Source organism: Roseibium sp. AWQ4_254, assembly GCF_056161025.1.
The window spans coordinates 1-17,929 of the sequence record NZ_JBSWYH010000011.1 but is presented as its reverse complement, the minus strand read 5'-3'; the positions used below and the strand labels follow the sequence as shown (position 1 = coordinate 17,929).

At 60.1% G+C, this 17,929-nt stretch carries 18 protein-coding genes and 1 riboswitch; of the genes, 9 read left to right on the top strand and 9 right to left on the bottom strand.

From position 1 onward, the window contains the following. Window positions 1-65: 65 nt before the first annotated feature. Window positions 66-836: a L,D-transpeptidase gene (locus ACXAIC_RS10195; protein WP_475177210.1), complete on the bottom strand. Its 771-nt coding sequence runs from the start codon at window positions 834-836 to the stop codon at window positions 66-68. A 219-nt stretch (window positions 837-1,055) separates the two neighbouring features. Continuing rightward, on the bottom strand, window positions 1,056-1,775 hold the full coding sequence (locus ACXAIC_RS10190) for a DUF2927 domain-containing protein (protein WP_475177206.1): 720 nt from the start codon (window positions 1,773-1,775) through the stop codon (window positions 1,056-1,058). 299 nt (window positions 1,776-2,074) lie between these two features. Between ACXAIC_RS10190 and ACXAIC_RS10185 the strand changes: the two genes are divergently transcribed. From ACXAIC_RS10185 to ACXAIC_RS10175, 3 genes are all read left to right on the top strand, one after another. Beyond that, window positions 2,075-2,791 carry a protein phosphatase CheZ gene (locus ACXAIC_RS10185; protein WP_475177202.1) on the top strand — a complete coding sequence of 239 codons (717 nt, stop codon included), beginning with the start codon at window positions 2,075-2,077 and terminating at the stop codon, window positions 2,789-2,791. 136 nt (window positions 2,792-2,927) lie between these two features. Next, window positions 2,928-3,608 (top strand): DNA-3-methyladenine glycosylase I, encoded by a 681-nt coding sequence (locus ACXAIC_RS10180; RefSeq protein WP_475177197.1) that lies wholly within the window; start codon window positions 2,928-2,930, stop codon window positions 3,606-3,608. A 215-nt stretch (window positions 3,609-3,823) separates the two neighbouring features. Continuing rightward, window positions 3,824-4,348 carry a flavodoxin domain-containing protein gene (locus ACXAIC_RS10175; protein WP_475177192.1) on the top strand — a complete coding sequence of 175 codons (525 nt, stop codon included), beginning with the start codon at window positions 3,824-3,826 and terminating at the stop codon, window positions 4,346-4,348. 137 nt (window positions 4,349-4,485) lie between these two features. On the opposite strand, the gene hisG is transcribed toward ACXAIC_RS10175, so the two are convergent. From hisG to hisS, 3 genes are read right to left on the bottom strand one after another with little or no spacing between them, the layout of a single operon-like run. After that, on the bottom strand, window positions 4,486-5,454 hold the full coding sequence (hisG, locus tag ACXAIC_RS10170) for an ATP phosphoribosyltransferase (RefSeq protein ID WP_475177187.1): 969 nt from the start codon (window positions 5,452-5,454) through the stop codon (window positions 4,486-4,488). A gap of 3 nt (window positions 5,455-5,457) precedes the next feature. Further along, window positions 5,458-6,630 (bottom strand): ATP phosphoribosyltransferase regulatory subunit, encoded by a 1,173-nt coding sequence (locus tag ACXAIC_RS10165; protein WP_475177180.1) that lies wholly within the window; start codon window positions 6,628-6,630, stop codon window positions 5,458-5,460. Between the two features lie 3 nt (window positions 6,631-6,633). Beyond that, entirely contained in the window at window positions 6,634-8,100 is a 1,467-nt protein-coding gene (hisS, locus tag ACXAIC_RS10160) for a histidine--tRNA ligase (protein WP_475177175.1), read from the bottom strand. A 377-nt stretch (window positions 8,101-8,477) separates the two neighbouring features. Between hisS and ACXAIC_RS10155 the strand changes: the two genes are divergently transcribed. From ACXAIC_RS10155 to ACXAIC_RS10135, 5 genes are all read left to right on the top strand, one after another. Then, complete coding sequence (locus ACXAIC_RS10155; protein ID WP_475177171.1) at window positions 8,478-9,638, top strand: glycosyltransferase family 2 protein; 1,161 nt, start codon at window positions 8,478-8,480, stop codon at window positions 9,636-9,638. Between the two features lie 45 nt (window positions 9,639-9,683). Next, window positions 9,684-11,177 (top strand): ArnT family glycosyltransferase, encoded by a 1,494-nt coding sequence (locus ACXAIC_RS10150; protein WP_475177166.1) that lies wholly within the window; start codon window positions 9,684-9,686, stop codon window positions 11,175-11,177. A 111-nt stretch (window positions 11,178-11,288) separates the two neighbouring features. Then, window positions 11,289-12,086: a ChbG/HpnK family deacetylase gene (locus ACXAIC_RS10145; RefSeq protein WP_475177160.1), complete on the top strand. Its 798-nt coding sequence runs from the start codon at window positions 11,289-11,291 to the stop codon at window positions 12,084-12,086. A 230-nt stretch (window positions 12,087-12,316) separates the two neighbouring features. Continuing rightward, a complete protein-coding gene (locus ACXAIC_RS10140; protein ID WP_475177155.1) occupies window positions 12,317-13,006 on the top strand; it encodes a Crp/Fnr family transcriptional regulator in 690 nt (229 codons plus the stop codon). A gap of 234 nt (window positions 13,007-13,240) precedes the next feature. Beyond that, window positions 13,241-13,579, top strand: coding sequence for an acyl-CoA thioesterase (locus ACXAIC_RS10135; RefSeq protein WP_475177715.1), 339 nt, complete (start codon window positions 13,241-13,243; stop codon window positions 13,577-13,579). A 56-nt stretch (window positions 13,580-13,635) separates the two neighbouring features. Here ACXAIC_RS10135 and ACXAIC_RS10130 read toward each other — a convergent pair whose 3' ends face one another. From ACXAIC_RS10130 to ACXAIC_RS10115, 4 genes are all read right to left on the bottom strand, one after another. Continuing rightward, window positions 13,636-13,926, bottom strand: a complete 291-nt coding sequence (locus tag ACXAIC_RS10130) for a hypothetical protein (RefSeq protein ID WP_475177149.1) — start codon at window positions 13,924-13,926, stop codon at window positions 13,636-13,638. Window positions 13,927-13,966: 40 nt separating this feature from the next. Then, window positions 13,967-14,087: riboswitch (SAM-I-IV-variant riboswitch) on the bottom strand. Window positions 14,088-14,164: 77 nt separating this feature from the next. Next, entirely contained in the window at window positions 14,165-15,166 is a 1,002-nt protein-coding gene (locus tag ACXAIC_RS10125) for an NADP-dependent oxidoreductase (RefSeq protein ID WP_475177142.1), read from the bottom strand. Between the two features lie 31 nt (window positions 15,167-15,197). Beyond that, window positions 15,198-15,410 (bottom strand): SlyX family protein, encoded by a 213-nt coding sequence (locus ACXAIC_RS10120; RefSeq protein ID WP_475177136.1) that lies wholly within the window; start codon window positions 15,408-15,410, stop codon window positions 15,198-15,200. Between the two features lie 115 nt (window positions 15,411-15,525). Then, entirely contained in the window at window positions 15,526-16,398 is an 873-nt protein-coding gene (locus ACXAIC_RS10115) for an NUDIX hydrolase (RefSeq protein ID WP_475177129.1), read from the bottom strand. 1,004 nt (window positions 16,399-17,402) lie between these two features. Between ACXAIC_RS10115 and ACXAIC_RS10110 the strand changes: the two genes are divergently transcribed. Next, the gene (locus ACXAIC_RS10110; protein WP_475177122.1) at window positions 17,403-17,813 is read left to right on the top strand and encodes a hypothetical protein; all 411 of its coding nucleotides are present in this window, start codon (window positions 17,403-17,405) and stop codon (window positions 17,811-17,813) included. Window positions 17,814-17,929 lie beyond the last annotated feature (116 nt).

Sequence of the window (17,929 nt, the reverse complement as noted above, 5' to 3'; positions counted from 1 at the left end):
GCAGGGGCAGCTGTCGCGCGGCGCCGTCACACGTTTCCAGACGCACGTCCCAGCCCCGACCGATGCTAGATCACATGCACCTTGGTACCGACGCCAACCCGTTCATAAAGGTCCTTGACGTCCTGATTGCGCATACGGATGCAGCCGGAGGAAACCGCATGGCCAATGGTCCAGGGCTGGTTGGAGCCATGTATGCGGTAAAGGGTCGAGCCGAGATAAAGCGCCCGGGCGCCGAGCGGGTTCTGGGGGCCGCCGGGCATGAAGGCTGGAAGGTCGGGACGGCGCTTGCGCATGGCGGCGGGCGGGCGCCAGTCCGGCCACTCGGCCTTGCGGGTGATCCGGTGGGTTCCCGCCCATTCAAAGCCGGGTTTGCCGACCCCGACACCATAGCGGCGGGCGGTGCCGCCTTTCTGGACGAGGTAGAGATAGCGTGAGGTTGTGTCGATAACGATGGTGCCCGGCTTATAGGGGCCACCATAATCGACGACAGCGGGCAGGAATTGCGGTGCCACCTGCCGGGTCTGCTGGCGCGTCTTTGGCTGGCGGGCCGGTTCCAGTTTGCGCGACCACCAGTTGGCCCGGCGCAGTTTCGGCTGCTGCATCTGCCGTTGTTGTATCTGACGCTGATATACCGGTGCGGCAACCCGCCGTGCGGCCTGGGGCTGAAGCTGCAGCATCCAGGGTTCGGTCAGGTTCGGGCTCAGGACCAGCGGCGGCGGGGCCACCTGCCCGGCAGAGGCGGGGCTGGCGGTCAGCGCGGCGCCGAGAATGGCAGCGCCTGCGAAAGACAGCAGCGTTTCGGGGATCTTCTTCACACAAAACATGGTGGTACTCATGACTCGTCAACAACCATATTTACCGGCAATTTGAGGCCGCCGGTTAACACACTGGCAATGATGATACGAAGAGGGCTTCAGCCAAAAGTGAATCGAACCATTAGTATTTCAATAAACGTTTCTTATGGTTACCCGAAGCTTGAGAAACACCGTGAATAAAAGGTTACCGGTCGGTGGAGCCAGTGAGATGTTAACGGGAGACGCGGCCGGAAAGAGGCTTCAGCGCACCCGCCGCCGGGCGTCGCGGGCCACAAGCGGCAGCAGTGGTTTGGTCTGTTTCATCGACATGCCCGGCCGGATCCTGGGATCATACAGCATGTTCAAAATGATCTGGTCGAACACCGTGAACCGGCTGTGCCGCGAGGTGTCATTGAAAACCGAGTGCGTGAGAGCCTTGTCATCATTCATCGGGCCAAGCCCTTGCAGGATCTCTTCCACAAGGCAGCGTTTGAATAGGAATTCGCCCTCGTCGGAGACGATGACGGCGGAGGAGCGCTTGATGCCATCGCGGCCGGAGACCACCCGCACAAGGCAGCGGCCCGGCACTTTGGCACGGTCGTTCTTATAGATATCCTTTTTCACCACGGGCACATATTGGGCCCGGTCCACCACATAGACGTCAAAATTTGCTTTGGCCGGATCGTTGGTGATTCTGGTTTGCAAACCGCCAATGCGCTTGTCGATGTCGCGGATGAACCGGTGAACCATGCGGGTCCGGTTCTGTTTGGACAGGTTATGGACGTAGAAGGTCACCGGCCGGGTGAATTTTTTCACCAGATAGGGCCGCCAGCTCCAACTGCGGTATTCGAGCCCGAAAACGGTTTTTTCAAACCCGCGCAAAAGTTCTTCGGTGGAAAAGGAGTCGCTGGCCGCCCGTGACGGGGAGGCGGTCAGGACGGCCACAAGAGCCAGAAGAAGTGGCAGATGAACAAAGCGCATACCAGTCATATACCCCTGAATGGATTGGCAGACCATTAGCATTTTCGCAGGTCGCAGCACCGGAAAGGCTGACTGCGCGCGGTCTGAGGGCGAAAGGGCAATCAGACAAGTCACGGCTGTAAAAGGGGGCTGCTGGCCGTTAAAGTTTAGCCCATATTGTAACTTTCTGCAGAAACGGAAAAACATTTCCTTAAACTTCCGCTGCTATTCATAGGCCAATCAGTTTTGGAATGCGCCTGCAGGGGCAAGGGACGGGAGTAGGCATGGCCGCGGTGAAAAGATCCTTTCGAGCGGAAAGCTTGATACGCATTAATTCCGAGGCAGAGCTTGATCCTGCTTTCAAAGAAGAACGCAGGCACCAGGAAGTTCTTGCCGAAATTTCAAGTCTGAAAGCCCTGATCAACAGCGGTACAGCCGGGCAGTCTGCCCCCCTTGATGCGCAGGCCATGAGCGAACAGTTCATGAGCGAATTCCGCAAGGAATTGTCGGAAGCCGCCAAGCTGAAGGTTGAGCTGGACGCCATCTATGAGGCGATTGCCCAGACGAAAAAGGAAATCGCGACCCTGCACCAGACCACGGGTGCGGAGGGCGATGAAATGGCCCGCGTGACCAACGAACTGGACGCGGTCGTCATCGGCACGGAAGGGGCCACCGAAACAATCCTGTCCTCCGCCGAATTCATCGATGACACCGCCAATACCCTGTCCGCCCGTGTAACGGGCGAAGATGCCGAAATGGCAAATGACATCCGCGACAAGGTCATCCAGATTTTCGAAGCCTGTAATTTCCAGGACCTGACCGGCCAGCGTATTACCAAGGTGGTCGGCACGCTCCGGTTTGTGGAAGACCGGATCATCCAGATGATGGATATCTGGGGTGGCATTGATACCTTCAAGGACATCGAGGTCGAAGATCGCGATGTGAAGGAGGGCGATGCGGCTCTTCTCAACGGCCCGGCGCTGGAAAGCGACACGGATGTTGCGACCCAGGACGACATCGACGCCCTGTTCGCCTGACCGGCCCGCAAGTTCGCGCAAAAGCCCGGCCCTGTGCCGGGCTTTTGCCGTTTTCAGGTAGGTGTTCTTTTGTCTTGCCGGGGGCGTGGTTAACAGATAGACATATCATGAACAAAACAGGAATAAGGGGCTGGATATGGCCGGTCAATCATCCGGAATTGGGGCAAAGCCTGAGCGGGATCCGGTCACCGGCCTGATGAAAGGGCCCGACGGCAAGAACCGCTGCTGGTGGTATGGGGGATTGGAGGATTATCAGCGCTACCACGATACGGAATGGGGCTGGCCGGTGGCCGATGACCGCCGCCTGTTTGAAAAGATCTGCCTGGAGGGTTTCCAGTCAGGCCTGTCCTGGTTGACGATCCTCAGGAAGCGTGAGGCATTCCGGGCCGCTTTCGCCAATTTCGAGTTTGAGGACGTGGCCACATTCACCGGCCAGGATGTGGAGCGCTGCCTTCAGGACAGCGGTATCGTGCGCCACCGCAAGAAGATTGAATCCACCATCAACAATGCCAGGCGCGCTCTGGAGCTGCGCCAGGAATTCGGCTCGCTGGCCGCCTATTTCTGGTCTTTTGAACCGGCCCCGGAGAACCGCCCGGCCCGGCTGGATTTTGAGACCGCAAAGACTCTCGGCAAGACGGCGGAAAGCACCACCCTGTCCAAGGACCTGAAAAAACGCGGCTGGAGCTTTGTCGGACCTACCACCGTCTATGCCTTCATGCAGTCCATGGGCATGGTCAATGACCATCTGGAAGGCTGTTTTTGCCGGGAGCTGGTGGAAGAGGCGCGAAACGCTTTTGTCCGGCCGGTGCCGGCTTGAAATACTTCGCGGCAAGATGACCGGCCGCACCTGATAGAAACGGCCCTAACCGGTTTTGGAGCCCCTTCGGGGCAAGCATCGTTGGGTCTTCAACTGCCGCCGGATCAGACACTTTGCCGCGTTTTTTGGTCCGAAAACACGTGATGATACGGAGGGACAGCACCAGCGGCAGGCGTTAGCGTGGTCAGGTCGACCGAAAGCTGATGGGTGCTGTCATGAGATATCTGATTGCCTATGCCTCCACCGAAGGCCAAGCCGAGAAGATTGCCAGATACATGGACGCTGCGTTGTCTGCGTCAGGGCACACGGTTCTCCTGCACAATGTCAGTGGTCTTTCAGGCGGGCTGTCCGTCTCTGATTTCGACAAGGTCATCATCGCCGGGTCCGTGCATTCCGCCAAACATCAGTCAGACCTGGAACTCTTTGTTTTTGCCAACAGGGACCGGCTGAATGCGCTGCCAGGCCTTTTTGTATCTGTCAGCCTGGCCGCAGCGTTTCCCGATACCAGACAGGACGCTGCAGCTTATGCCGAGACCTTTTTGAAAGCGGCCCAATGGACTCCAACACAGACCGTCCTGGTCGCTGGCGCCGTGAAGCCGGGCAATTACGACTGGTTTGACACGTCCGTGCTGCTGGAGGGGGACCTGTCCAGCCATTTTAACGAGGACCTGCAGGAAACACGTGACTTTACCGACTGGGACGCTCTGACAAAACAGGTGTCGGATTTTTCAACGCAGTGAGACGTACAAAACTGGCCGGGGCTGCAATCCTGCCCGGAGCCCGGTTTGCTCTCAATTTGCCTTTGCCATTGTAAGCCCCGGCCGGGCTGGGGCTTTTAGTGCGGATGTGATGCTGCGGCGCCGGATCAGGACCGGTTTCAGCCGCAGACCTTGTCTTTCAGCGGTGCAAAGAGCGGGTTCTCCTTTGAGAACACATAATCCAGCGTCTCCACCGTCACCGTATCTGCCCCTTCCTCTATAAGGATCTGAGCGCAATCGGCGACCGCGTCCTTGGGGCACAGCACGTTGACCCGGTGCGGATCACTGCTCTCGGCAAAGCGCTGCAGGGCACCGACCTTACTCACGGCCCGCAGTGCCTGGGTGCGGTCATCAACAACCGCCTTGACCAGTTTGACCTTGCGCGCCGCCTCTTCAGCGGCAATCCGGTCCAGAATCGCGCGGGTCGCCGTAAGAGCGGTCGCGGACCAGCTGGCGTTCAAGGATGCCACCAGATGGGCCTGGCTTTCAAGGATCACGCCGTCGCGCAGGATCTTCAGATTGTTTGCATGAAGGGTCGAGCCCGTGGTGGTGATGTCGACGATCAGCTCAGCGGAGCCAGCCGCCGGAGCCCCTTCCGTTGCCCCGGCGCTTTCGACGATCCGGTAGTCGGCAATGCCATGTTTGGCAAAATAGGACCGGGTCAGGTTCACATATTTGGTGGCCACCCGCAGGCGGTGGCCGTTGCTGCTTCTGAAATCGGAAGCCACATCGCCGAGATCCGCCATGGTCTCCACATCAATCCAGGCCTTGGGCACGGCCACGACCACATCGGCCGGGCCGAAGCCAAGCGGGGTTACGATATGGACCGTGGCGGCCGGGTCGGAGATGTTCTCTTCCACCAGATCGAGACCCGTGACCCCGAAATGCGCGGTGCCGTCCGAAAGCGCGCGGGCGATTTCGGAGGCGGACAGGAATGCGATTTCCACGTCGGGCAGGCCCTTGATGGCGCCCCGGTAATTGCGGGCGCCGCCCGGTTGCAGGACTTTCAGCCCGGCCCGGCCGAAAAAGCCGTGGGTGTTTTCCTGAAGGCGGCCCTTGGAGGGGATGGCGATGATCAGCTTGCTCATGGGTCAGCCTTCAATGCTGGCGGCGATCCGGTCCAGCCACATGGAAAAGCCGATTGCCGGCACATTGTCGCCGCCACCCAGAAGGGTCAGCAGCTTGTCATACCGTCCGCCGCCCACAAGCGGGCCGCCCACAGCCGTTGACGTGGAATGGATCTCAAACACGAAGCCGGAATAATAATCGAGGCGCCGGCCGAACTCGGCGGCAAAGCTCAGGCTGGCCGGGTCGATGCCCTTGGCACTCAGCGCGTCCAGGCGCTGTCCGAATGCGGCGAGAGGAGCTGCCAGATCCAGACCATGGGCCGAGCTGAAATTCGTCAGGGCTGCGACGGCGGAGGTGCCATCGGCCTTGAGCGCCAGATAGGCGCGCAAGGTGCGGGCCGCTTTTTCATGGGCGCCGGAGCCACTGGCAAGGGCGGCCTGTTCCAGAAACCGCTCGGCGATTTCCGCCGGGCTGCGCCCGCCTACGGCAGAGATGCCAGCAATGGACAGGAGATCCTCCACCACCGCATGAGCGGCGGCCGGGTCGGCCCCTTCCAGAGCGGACAGGAAACCAAGGCGGACATCCCGGCTGTCGTCTTCCGAAGGGGCTCCATCCGTGCCAGCGCCGGCCCCGGCCATGCGGTCAATGGCGGCCGACAATTTGTCGGTTTCACCGAAGAGATCCCGCAGGCGCCGCTGCCAGACTTTGGGGAGGTCCAGTCCGGTCAGCACGGCGGCAAACAGGGTCTCGTCACCAATGCGCACATCTGTGCTGCGCACCCCAAAGGTGGCGACGGCCTTGATCGACAGGGCCAGAAGATCCGCATCTGCGGCGGCAATATCCGTCCGTCCGAGGCTTTCCGCCCCCAGCTGGGGGATTTCGCCCAGCCCGTCGGGCCGCTGACGGAAGACCGGTCCAGAATAACAATAGGCCGCTGGCAGCGTGGCCTTTTTGCGGGCCACATGATACCGGCACACGGGAATGGTGAAATCCGGCCTTAGGCAGAGGTCGGCGCCGTCGGTGCCTTGGGTCAGGTAGAGACGGCGGCGGATGTCCTCGCCGGTCAGGTCCAGAAACACATCTGCGGGCTGCAGGATCGGCGGTGCCACACAGTCATGGCCAGCCTCCTGAAAGAGCTGTAGCACTGCGTCGATTGTTGCCGGGTTCAGCCCGGTTGATCCAGCCGCCGGTTGCATGCCTCAGCCCTCGTTTTGCCGTCTGCGGTCTTCGGCCTGGCCGTCCAGCAGGCCCCGCACGGTGGCCACCAGATCCGCTTCGGAAACGGTGACCTGTGCCGGGCGGCTTTCCCGCCAGGTGATGTTGTCGGTGATTTCCTCCGACAAGCGTTTGCCTTCGATCAGGTCCTTGATCTGCAGTTCTCCAGCGGCCCGTTCGTCCGAGCCCTGAATGATGGCAACCGGGCAGCCGCGCCGGTCCGCATATTTCAGCTGGTTGCCGAATTTCTTCCAGTTGCCCTGATACATTTCCGCCCGGATGCCGGCCGCACGCAGGTCCTGAACCATCTTCTGATAGCGGCCGAGGGTCTCAACATCGCCGTCCATCACGGTCACAAGAACCGGGGCCACCGTGCCGGAGGCGGACAGTTTGCCCAGGTTCTTCAGCGCCGTCATCAGGCGGGACACGCCGATGGAAAAGCCGGTGGCCGGAACATCGCGGCCGGTGAAGCGCTTGACCAGCCCGTCATAACGGCCGCCGCCACCAACGGAGCCGAACTGGACGACTTCACCCTTTTCATTGGTCACATCGAAGAGCAGCTCGGCTTCATAAACAGGGCCGGTGTAATATTCCAGGCCGCGGACCACAGACGGGTCGATCTTGATCCGGTCCCCGCCATAGCCGCAGGCGGCAAAGATGGCGGCCATGGTGTCCAGCTCCCGTACGCCGTCATTGTCAAGCGTGCCGACACCGGAAACGAAATCCGCGATCGTATCGATGGCATGGGCGTCCAGACCAGCGCCCTTGGTGAAGTCGCCGCTGTCATCCTTGCGCCCTTCGCCGAGCAGCAGGCGGACGCCTTCAATGCCGAACTTGTCGAGCTTGTCGATCGCGCGCAGAACGGTGAGGCGGCGCTCGTCGTTTTCCTCACCGCCTAGGCCGACGCTTTCCAGAACCCCGTCGAGAACCTTGCGGTTGTTGACCCGGATGACATATTGGCCGCGCGGGATGCCCAGGGCTTCCATAGTATCGGCCATCATCATGCACATTTCCGCATCGGCCTGAACGCCGGATGCGCCCACCGTGTCGGCATCGAACTGCATAAATTGGCGGAACCGGCCTGGACCGGGCTTTTCATTACGGAACACCCAGCCCGCCCGGTAGCTGCGGTAGGGCAGCTGGATCTCGTTGATATGTTCCGACACATGTCGGGCCAGCGGCGCGGTCAGGTCGTAGCGCAGGCTCATCCACTGCTCGTCCTCGTCCTGCACGGAAAATACGCCGGCATTCGGCCGGTCAGTATCGGGCAGGAATTTACCGAGACAGTCGGTAAATTCAAAGGCAGGGGTTTCGACAGGGTCGAAGCCGTAGCGCTCATAGACCGCGCGGATCTTGCTGATCATGTCATCCGTGGCGCGGATGTCCTCAGCGGGGCGGTCGGCAAAACCCCGTGGCAGGCGTGCCTTCAATTTGTTCGGTTTTTTGGCCATGAAGTCGTCAGATCCCGGCGAGTTCTCCACCGGCCGCCACCATGGATCTGCGGCAACCGGCGCTAAGTCAATTGCGGTTGTCCTAGACGAAACGGCAGATGAGGGCAAGGTTGGCAAGCCGGGCAGGCAAGGGCAAGGGAGCAGGCCCGCGCAGCTTGCCCGGCAAAAAGGGCGGACACTGCCTTGTTTGCATCACACTTGCCCGTCAAAGGGCGTCGGGCAGGGAAAGACAAACCGGCGCTGCATAGGCGCGATGTCTTTGCTTGTATTTAACGTCAGGCAGGCTATGGTCCGGCCGAATTCAGTCATGTGGAGACAAACCGGCGCAAGGCCGGTGCCCGGCTGCGGCTGCGGATTGGGCGGACAAGGTTTTGAGAATGGACAGCGCAGCGAGCATCGCACATGGGACGCAAGACGAAGGCTTGCCCTCTTCCCCGGCCCCTTCCGCTCCACATGCCGCCGAATTGAGCGTGGTCCTGCCGAGCTTCAATGAAGCTGCAAATATTCCGGTTCTGATCGGCCTTCTGGACAAGGCGCTGGCCGGGATCGCCTGGGAAGCGATTGTCGTTGACGACAATTCCCCGGACGGGACGACCGAAGTGGCCCGGGCGATTGCGCTCAAGGACCGGCGTGTGCGGGTGATCCGGCGCATTGGCCGGCGCGGTCTGTCTGGGGCGTGCGTGGAGGGCATTCTGTCTTCGTCGGCGCCCTATGTGGCAGTCATGGACGCGGATCTCCAACATGACGAAACGCTGCTGCCGCACATGCTGGCGGCCATCCGGGAAGAGGGCACGGATCTGGTGGTCGCGAGCCGCAAGGTGGAGGGCGGCACGGTGGGCGAGGGTCTGTCGGCGGTCCGCGCCTGGGGGTCCAACATTGCCAACAGCCTGGCGCAGAAGCTGCTCCATGTCACGTTAAGCGATCCGATGAGCGGCTTTTTCATGGTCCGGCGGGCCAAGGCGGAAGAGCTGGCTCCCAAACTCTCACCCCAGGGGTTCAAGATCCTGCTGGATCTGGTCTCAAGTGCCGGTGGTGCACTGACCATCAAGGAACTGCCCTTCACCTTCCGCGAGCGCCAGCACGGCGAAAGCAAGCTGGATACGCTGGTGACGCTGGATTATTTCGGGTTGCTGTTGTCGAAATATTTCGGGGATGTGGTCTCCGTTCGCTTCCTGATGTTCGGCCTTGTCGGCGCAAGTGGCCTCTTTGTGCATTTGCTGGCGCTGCGGCTGTTCCTGCTCGGCGGCCTGGAGTTCAATCTGGCGCAGACCGCAGCGTCTTTCGTTGCCATGACCTCGAACTTCTTTCTCAACAACCAGCTGACCTACCGCGACCGGCGTCTGCACGGGGTGAAGGCTCTCTTCGGTCTTCTGACCTTCTATGCGGTCTGCTCGGTCGGGGTTCTGGCCAATGTGGGGGTTGCCAATCTGGTTTATATGGACCCGGATTACTGGTGGGTGGCCGGGACAGCCGGTGCCGTGATGGGAGCCGTTTGGAACTATGCGGCCAGCTCGGCGCTGACCTGGCGCAAGTCCTGAGCCTGAACCTGTGAGAGCCCCAAGGTTTCTGGAAGAGTGACGCGCGTGCCACGGACCATCGACAATCTGCCGTTTTTCCTGCGGCCGGCGGGGCTTTTTTGGATCATCGGACTGATCACGGCCCTGAAGGGGTTTGCGGCCGCAAATGCCTGGTTTGTGGAAGATGAAGCCTATTACCGTCTGTGGGGGCTCTTTCCGGCGCTGAGCTATTTTGACCACCCGCCCATGATCGGCTGGTGGATCGCGCTGGGGCAGGCCGTCTTCGGTGATACGGTCTTTGCCGTGCGGGCCATGGTGATTGTCTCCGGCCTGATCGGGTCGCTCGCGCTCTGGCGCACGGTGGTGATCCTTTATGATGCGCGCTGTGCCGGTTGGGCGGTGCTGTTTCTCAACACCAGCCTTCTGGTGGGCATTGGCGGGATTCTCGCCACTCCGGATGCCCCGTCTGTTCTGTTCTGGGGGCTGACCTTCTGGACCCTGGCCGAACTGGTCAGATCACGCAATGCGTCCTGGTTGCTGTTGACCGGCCTGATGGCCGGGGGCGGTTTGCTTTCAAAATATTCCGTCCTGTTTCTGGGGGCCGGTATTGTCCTGTGGCTTGTGTGGGTGCCACAGGAGCGGCGCTGGTGGCGCACTTGGCAGCTCTGGGCCGGCGGGCTGATTGCGCTCTTGTGCTTTGCGCCAGTCCTTTACTGGAACCATCTCCACGACTGGGCAAGCTTTTACAAGCAATTCGGCCGGGCCGGCAGCGGCGGCTTCACGACCAGATACATCTTGGAATTTCTCGGGGCCTTTCTGGGTTTGCTCAATCCCTTGACCGCCCTTCTGGCTCTTGCGGGCGTGGGCCTTTTCGTCAGGGGACTGCGCGAACGGCAGAGCGCTCCTTCTCTGGTGCTGCTGACATGCCTGCCGTTTCTGGCCTATCTGTGTTTTCATTCTCTCCATGCCCGGGTTCAGGCCAACTGGCCGGCCCCGCTCTTTCCTGCCTTGGCCATTCTGGCGGCGGTGTTCGTCACGCATGGGCAGGCAGGGAAGGCTCTCTGGCGCCGGATCGGTGTCGGTGCCGTTGTGCTGGGGCTCGCCGTGGCCGGGCTGGTTCAGGTTCATGCGGTCTGGCCCCTGACCGGAGCGCTGGCGCGCAAGGACCCGACCTTCCAGCTGCGCGGCTGGCCGGAAATCGGTTTGGAGTTGAAAGGACTGGCGCAGCAGGCCGATGCATCTTTCGTGCTGACCACCAGCTACGGCCTGAACGCGCAGCTTGATTTTCTGTTTAAGAAAGACCTGCCGGTTTTCCAGACAAGTGAACCGCTGCGCTACGTGATGCGTCCGGCGCCTGACGCTGGTCTCTTCGACAGACCGGGACTTTATGTGACCGAAAAAAGGCGCGACCGCGCAGATCAATTGAGCAACAGCTTTGGAAATATCGAGAAAATTGCTGTTTTGAACCGGGAAGTCAAAGGCGTTCGACTGGAAAAACTGGTGGTTTATCGCGTAAGTGGCCTGAAGGGTCCTGTCTTTGAGCCGATTGTTGCAAGATAAGCGCGCTTTGCTTTCAAAATCAGCCCAGGGGCCGAGCCAAGACTTGCAATAGCTTGTGGAATGCCGCAGGGAGGGGGCGTTCCCTTTCACCCGGCCTGCCTGTCAGATTTTATGAAACGAATTACTCTAGGTGCCTTGGATTACGGTCTTGCCTTTGGCGTGGACCGGGCGCTGCGTGACCTCGCGGAGCGCGGCCGTCTGAGCGCGGTTGGCGCGCTGGTGGCATCCGAGCTCTGGCCCCGGGAGTTCCGGCCCTTGCAGGAAACGGCGGAAAAGGTTGGCAGCAGCGTCCTGTTCGGCCTCACGCTTGCCTTCAGCGGCGACCGGGTGTCTCCTGTCAGCACACGCATGAAAGAGACCTATGGCCCGCGCATGTTCACCCGCGAGAAACTGGGCAGGCGGGCTTTCTTCAAGTTGCTGCCAGACGAAATCCTGCTGGAAGAAGCGATGGCGCAGCTGACGCGCTACAGCGTGCTGATGGAGCGGGCTCCGGATTTTGTGGCGGTGCGTGATGGCCTTCTGGCCAGAACGGCACTGGCCCGGCTCGTGTTCCGGGCCGTGGAGCGGGCAGGCTATGACACGCCGCCGCTGATTATTTCGCCGCTGCAGCCCGGTCTGAAGACCTTGCGGCTCTCCCGTCTGGCAAAGCCGCACAATCTCAAGCTTTTGCCCAGGGCCGAGCCGCTGCCGCCAACGGCCGATGTAGAAGAATTGCACCGGCTTTTGCTCAATCACTTTGACGGGATGGGCGACCGCAGTTTCGTGGCCTGCATTCCGGGCCGCTCAGATGACCGGCTTATGCGGGATGAGCCGCGCCGCAAAATCGGCATTCGCGAATGCCAGTATGAAGTTCTGTCCAGTGAAAGGTTCTTTCATACTCTGGAGCGCAAGGACGTTTTTTTAAATTGATGGTCCTGGGGCTGGATACGGCCGGTTGGCTGGCGTTTTGGCTGGCTGGAACGAAAAAACGGTCCTGCGGGGAACAGGACCGTTTTTCGTGGAGGTCAGGAAGGGGGAGGGGCGGCCCCGCTTCCATGCCTATTGATATAGGGATTTTTTTCTTGAACGCACGTGACGGACATCACAGGATTGCGCGTGGCCTGAACTTTGTGTCGTGAATTCCTTGGCAGGGGGTAAATGTGGCAGAAATCAAAGACTTCTTAAAGAACAGCTTTTCTCTGGAAGGCCTGGAGCCGGACCTGGCTGTTGGCCTGTCCCGTCTGGCCCGGCCAATGAAACTCGCATCCGGCACAATTCTGTTTGAAAATGGCGATCCGGGAAATGGCTGTTATGCGGTTCTGGAAGGTTCGCTCAAAGTGTCGCTCCTGTCCGTCGACGGTGACGAGCAGCTGCTTGCGGTTCTGGGGCCGGGCGATCTGGTGGGTGAACTGGCGCTGCTGGACGGGCGTCCCCGCTCGGCGACGGTGAGTGCCCTGAAGGAGGCCCAGTTGGCCTTTATCGAAAAGGCAGCTTTCCAGCGCTTTTCCGACGAGCACCCGGCCGTCTACCGGCATATGCTGTCCATTGTCGGCAAGCGCCTGCGCCACGCCAATGACGTTCTGGCCGCCCGCTCGTTCTTACCCTTGCCCGGACGGGTGGCGCAAACCTTGCTGCAATTGTCGGAGACCTTCGGCAAGACACTGGATGATGGCCGGACCTTGATCCACTACAAGCTTAGCCAGGCTGACATCGCCAATATGGCCGGGGCGGCGCGCGAAAATGTCAGCCGGGTGCTGAATGACTGGAAACGTTCGGGCACCATCAGCCGGATTTCGGGATATTATTGCCTGGAAGACCGCGCGTTTCTGGAGCAGGCGGCAACGCTGTAAATCCTGGCCAAAGGGGCCTTTTCTCAAGCACCCGGCGGCAGCTCACGCTGCCGCTTTTCTCGTGCGAGTGATCAAAAAAACCGCTGAAGAACAGCGTTTCCCGTTCATATTAACGCTTTTAGTGGTGCAACAGGGCCGCCAAACCTTCTAGTCTCTTTCAAAGTTTGACAGGAAGAGGGGCCTGACGTGAGCGACGAACAGGAAAAGCCGCGCGGCGAATTGACATTGCGGACCATGGCCATGCCGGCTGACACCAATGCGGCCGGGGACATTTTCGGTGGCTGGGTGCTGTCGCAAATGGACCTTGCAGGTGGTATCGCGGGGGGGCAGCGGGCAGAGGGCCGGGTGGTGACCATCGCCGTGGACAAGATGAAATTCATCCGCCCTGTTCATGTGGGCGATGTCCTTTGCGTCTATACCGATATTGTGCGGGTTGGCACGTCCTCCATGGAAATCCGGCTGGAATCCTGGGCCCTGCGCCATCGCTACGGCCACCGGGAAAAAGTCACTGAAGCCCACTTTACCTTTGTCTCGGTGGACGATGACGGCCGGCCTCGTCCGGTGCCGAAATAGGCAAGGCCGCAAGCTCTCATTGTCCTGCGGCGGTGCAGACACACAGAGCGGATGTGTCAGCGGCTCGGCCTGTTAAGCAGGTCCGCAAAGAGATCCTCATCAATCGCACAGGTGCACCCTGCCGCCCATAGCCGCAGGAGGTCCTTCAGGCGGCGATCCCGCTGGTCGGCGGACAGCGGTGTCTTGTGCTTCGGCAAGCCGCCCAGAAGGCGCAGGCTCTTCAGATGCAAAAGCACGCAGTCCTCCGCCGCTTCCAGCCACACGGTCCGGTCGGCGCAGGCGGCCGGTCCGTCGGGACAGTCTTCGATCAGAACGGCTGCACGTCCTGCGAGGGGGTCTTGAAACAAAAAATCCTCCATCGGTTGCCCGAGGAGGACTGGCGCATGCAATCAACCGCTTTGTTGCCGGGATCTTCTGTTCAGAAGCCCCAGCCGCATCCCTGGTGCGGAAACCACCTTGCCCGGTTGGCAGGTTGGCGAGGGCGCCAGCCCTTCTCTTGATGATGGCGGGGCTTATGCCATGTCCAGCCAGCCTTGGCAACCCGGCCCACAGAGCCGTGAAAAGCCTTGAAAAATCTGGCGCATCTTATGGATCGGACACCTTGACCACCAGTTTGCCGGTATTGGTGCCGTCAAACAGTTTGTTGATCACGGCCGGAGCATTCTCCAGACCCGCTTCAATGTCCAGCCTGTAGGTCAGTTTGCCATCAGCAAGCAGTTTGCCGAGCGCCTCGAAATACTCCGGATAGCGCGCATAGTGGTCCGGCATGGTGAAGCCCTTGAGGGTGAGGCGCTTGCGGACGATTGCGGTCATATCCGGAGCGGGGGCGATGCCTTCACCATTATACACGGAGATGAACCCGCACATGATCATCCGCCCGTGGGCCCTCATGTTTTGCAGCGCCGCGTTGAAGGGGGCGCCGCCGACATTTTCAAAATGAAGGTCGATCCCGTCCGGGGCCACAGCCTTCAGGCCATTGTCCAGATCGTCGGTCCGGTAGTTTAGAACCGCGTCGAAGCCAAGCTCATTGACAAGCCAGTCGCATTTTTCCTGCGTGCCGGCAATGCCGATGACCCTCAGTCCCAGGGCCTTACCGATCTGGCCAACAAGGGAGCCGACGGATCCTGCAGCACCGGTAACGCAAAGGGTCTGGCCTTCCTTGGGTTCACCTTCCACGACAAGACCGTGATAGGCGGTGATCCCGGGCAGACCAAGCAAGCCGCAATAATCTTCGATCTGCGCGGTTTTCGGCACAACACTCAGCTGACCAGGGGCGACGTCCAGATATTCGGTCCAGCCGGTCATGCCGCTGACCCAGTCGCCTTTTTGATAAGCATCCGAGCGGCTGTCTTCCACGATGCCGACGCCCAGGGAGCGCATGGTCTCACCCAGTTCGACCGGGGGAATGTAGCTGTCCGTTGCAGGTGACACCCAGCCGCGCATGGCCGGATCCAAAGACACATAGACAATCCGCACCCGCGCCTTGCCGTCTTCAAGCAGAGGGAGGGGCTCGTCAACCGTCTTGAAATGCTCCGGGCCAAGACGTCCGTCAGGACGGGCAACCAGGGTCAGGCGGGTATTTTTCATGGGACACATCCGTTTTTGAACTGCACCGGGATCAGTAATGGGGCGGTTTTTCCACCGGGGGCTGGGGCAGGACATTGTCCATCAGCTCTTCCACCTGATCGGTCATCTGGCTGAGCGCCCGGGTAAGCCGGTCGATCTGTTTGCCCTGGGCAATGACCACACCGTTGAGATCGTCAATGGTGTTCTGGGCATGGGCAAGGTCGACTTCAAGCTTCTCCAGCCGTGTCTCCTGATCTGTGCTCACAGGGGGCTCTCCATGGTGGGGGTCTTTGACAGGGGATACATCCGGCGCATCGCTGGGCAAGATATAGGTCAGCCGGGCTGCAAGAACAAATAGGATTTGCCTGCGCGGCTTTCCTCTAAAGACGTTTGATCATGTCCTGATAAGCCGGCTCGTGCAGACGCTGGCCGGCGTCTTGTGCACGGACCCATTGGCGGGTCCGGTGGCTTTCCGCCCAAAGGGAGGCGTCCAGCACCGTTTCGATCTCCATGGCAAAGACAGTGACCTCGCAAGGGGCGCCCCATTTCTCATAGGAAAAGCTGCCCAGCGGTTTGCGTGCGACGCGCCCTTCAACCCCTGCTTCCTCGCGGGCCTCCTTTTGCGCGGAGGCGGCGGGGGAAAGGCCGGGCTCGACAATGCCTTTGGGCACCACCCAGTTACGGCCGCTGCTGGAGCGGATGATCAGGATTTGCAGGCCTTCGCCGGTCCGCCGGTAGGGGAGCACGGCGGATTGCCGGTAATAATAGGCGGGCCGCGCGCGTCTTTCCGGGCCATCCGGGGCCGGGTAGGGGAACCCTCCTGGCAGGTCCCGGGCGTCGATCCCGGCCACCACCCGGGGTGCTTCCAGCGTCCCGCACAGATGAAAGAGCATGCCGGAGCGGGTTTTGATCTCAAGCCCCAGCCGGTCCGCCAGTGACGCGCAGGCTTCCGGCGGCAGACACACAAGCTGACGCTGCCTGTCCTTGGACAGAGTAGGGAGCAAGGCGAGGGGATCGGAGACGGTTTCGATCCGGCGCGCCGTCCAACCTGCAGCCTTCACGGCCTTTTCCGCAGACACCCGTGACCTCTCGTCCGGGCTTGTGAGCACCCGGTCGGGACGCAGGTCCTTCCGGCCGAGAGCCGCCCCGATTTTCTGGGCCTGGCGTTTGCCCTTGGTGCGCAAAGGCCGTTCCGCCTCCGGCCCCGGCCAGGCTTTGTCGGCGGCCCCGGCACATAACAGCAGAATGTCCATGATCGCGTCCTGTACTTTCAAGCGTGACACCCTTCATGTCGCAGCGGGATCGGCTGCCCTAAAGTGTCTGACGATGCTTAATCAAGCGGTTAGTCTACTCCGCTTGCTCCTTGGGATGAAAGTGGTGGGGACGTTGGGGACTGACCACGCACAGATCTGAAACCATGGTTGTGTCTCAGCCTCATGATCCAGCAACAGAGCAGCCGTCGCTTTAAGACCATGTCTGCCATCGTTTATAGTCTGAGGTGTTCATTATTCTACCGGGTTCACCCGGAAGGATCTGGACAGCCGGATCAGTGAGCATCAGCATGGACGCTAGGATGGCTATTCGGCCCGCCACCGGCCGGTCACACTCAGCCTTATCCTGAGGAGGGCTGAAAGCCCGTATCCAAGGAGCGGCTGCAAAGTCAACAAGAGCCCCAAATGCAAACAGGGCAGTTCGGAAACGTGCCCCGAACTTAAGCGTGATCGCAAGTCAATCGTCTCTCGCGCCCTTCAATAGAGCGAGAGCATTGTTCCGGGGCCGTTATTTGTTGCCATGCAGGTTCAGGCTACGGCATTTGGCGAAACAGCCATTCGCGCCCGGCAGGCTCGTAGTCGCTTCCGGCCCGGAGCGGTCGTTCGTCCGACTGCATGTCGCTGCGGCGCAGCCGCTCATACCGGCCATTCGTTACGGCTGCGTTGTCTGCGCCCTTGCCAAGGGGCATTGTGCGGGCAAGGCTGCCGTTTAGAGAAAAGACGTGAGATGTATTGCCGAAGCAGTCAGTTCTACAATCTGCAATTTCCGAGTATCTTGCCTTTGCAGGGTGGCATTGGGTGAGTGAATGCGCTGGAAAGCCGAAGGATATGACCGGGGTCTGGTTCCTCCGCTCTCATTCGGAACCGGGAAATCTGCAGGGAAAGATGCGTGGCAAGACCCAGCTGCTTGAAGTAACAAGCGACAACGTTGTGTTGCAGGTCGGAGAAAACCCTTTCCTGACAGCGTGGGAAGTGAAGGATTGAGTATGTTGATGAGAGCAGCACTTGGATTTGCAGTGCTCATTTTTTTTGAGAGTGGCGCAACGGCCCAGTCTGTCTCTAAAGATCGCCTCAATGATTGGGAGTTTCGTTTTTATGCCTGCAAGAACGTTGTCATGAACGCAGTGATAGTCGCCCGGCTCATGGCAAAGCACAAGATCACTGACCAGAGTGGCATAGAAGAGCTTCATTCCCAACTCGGCCCCACGATGGCAGAGGCGGTGAAAAAGCATGAAAAAGAATATCAGTTTATAGATGGCGAAGCTCAGTTCGTGAGCGACCTGACGTTCTCCGTGGTCACAGGCATGGTCCAGGGTGGCTTCGAACTTTCAGAGACGCAATTGATCAATTCAGGCAGTAATATCTGCATCCACACGATCGAGTCCGTGGCTCAATGAGTGGCGGTTGTCCTGGAAGGGCAATGCGCTTGGTTGTCTAATTCCGGCCTCACAGTCAAGTCCCAAGCCCTGTTGCCTCCTCACCAGGTCCACGGTTGTCTTCGAAGTCGCTGCCA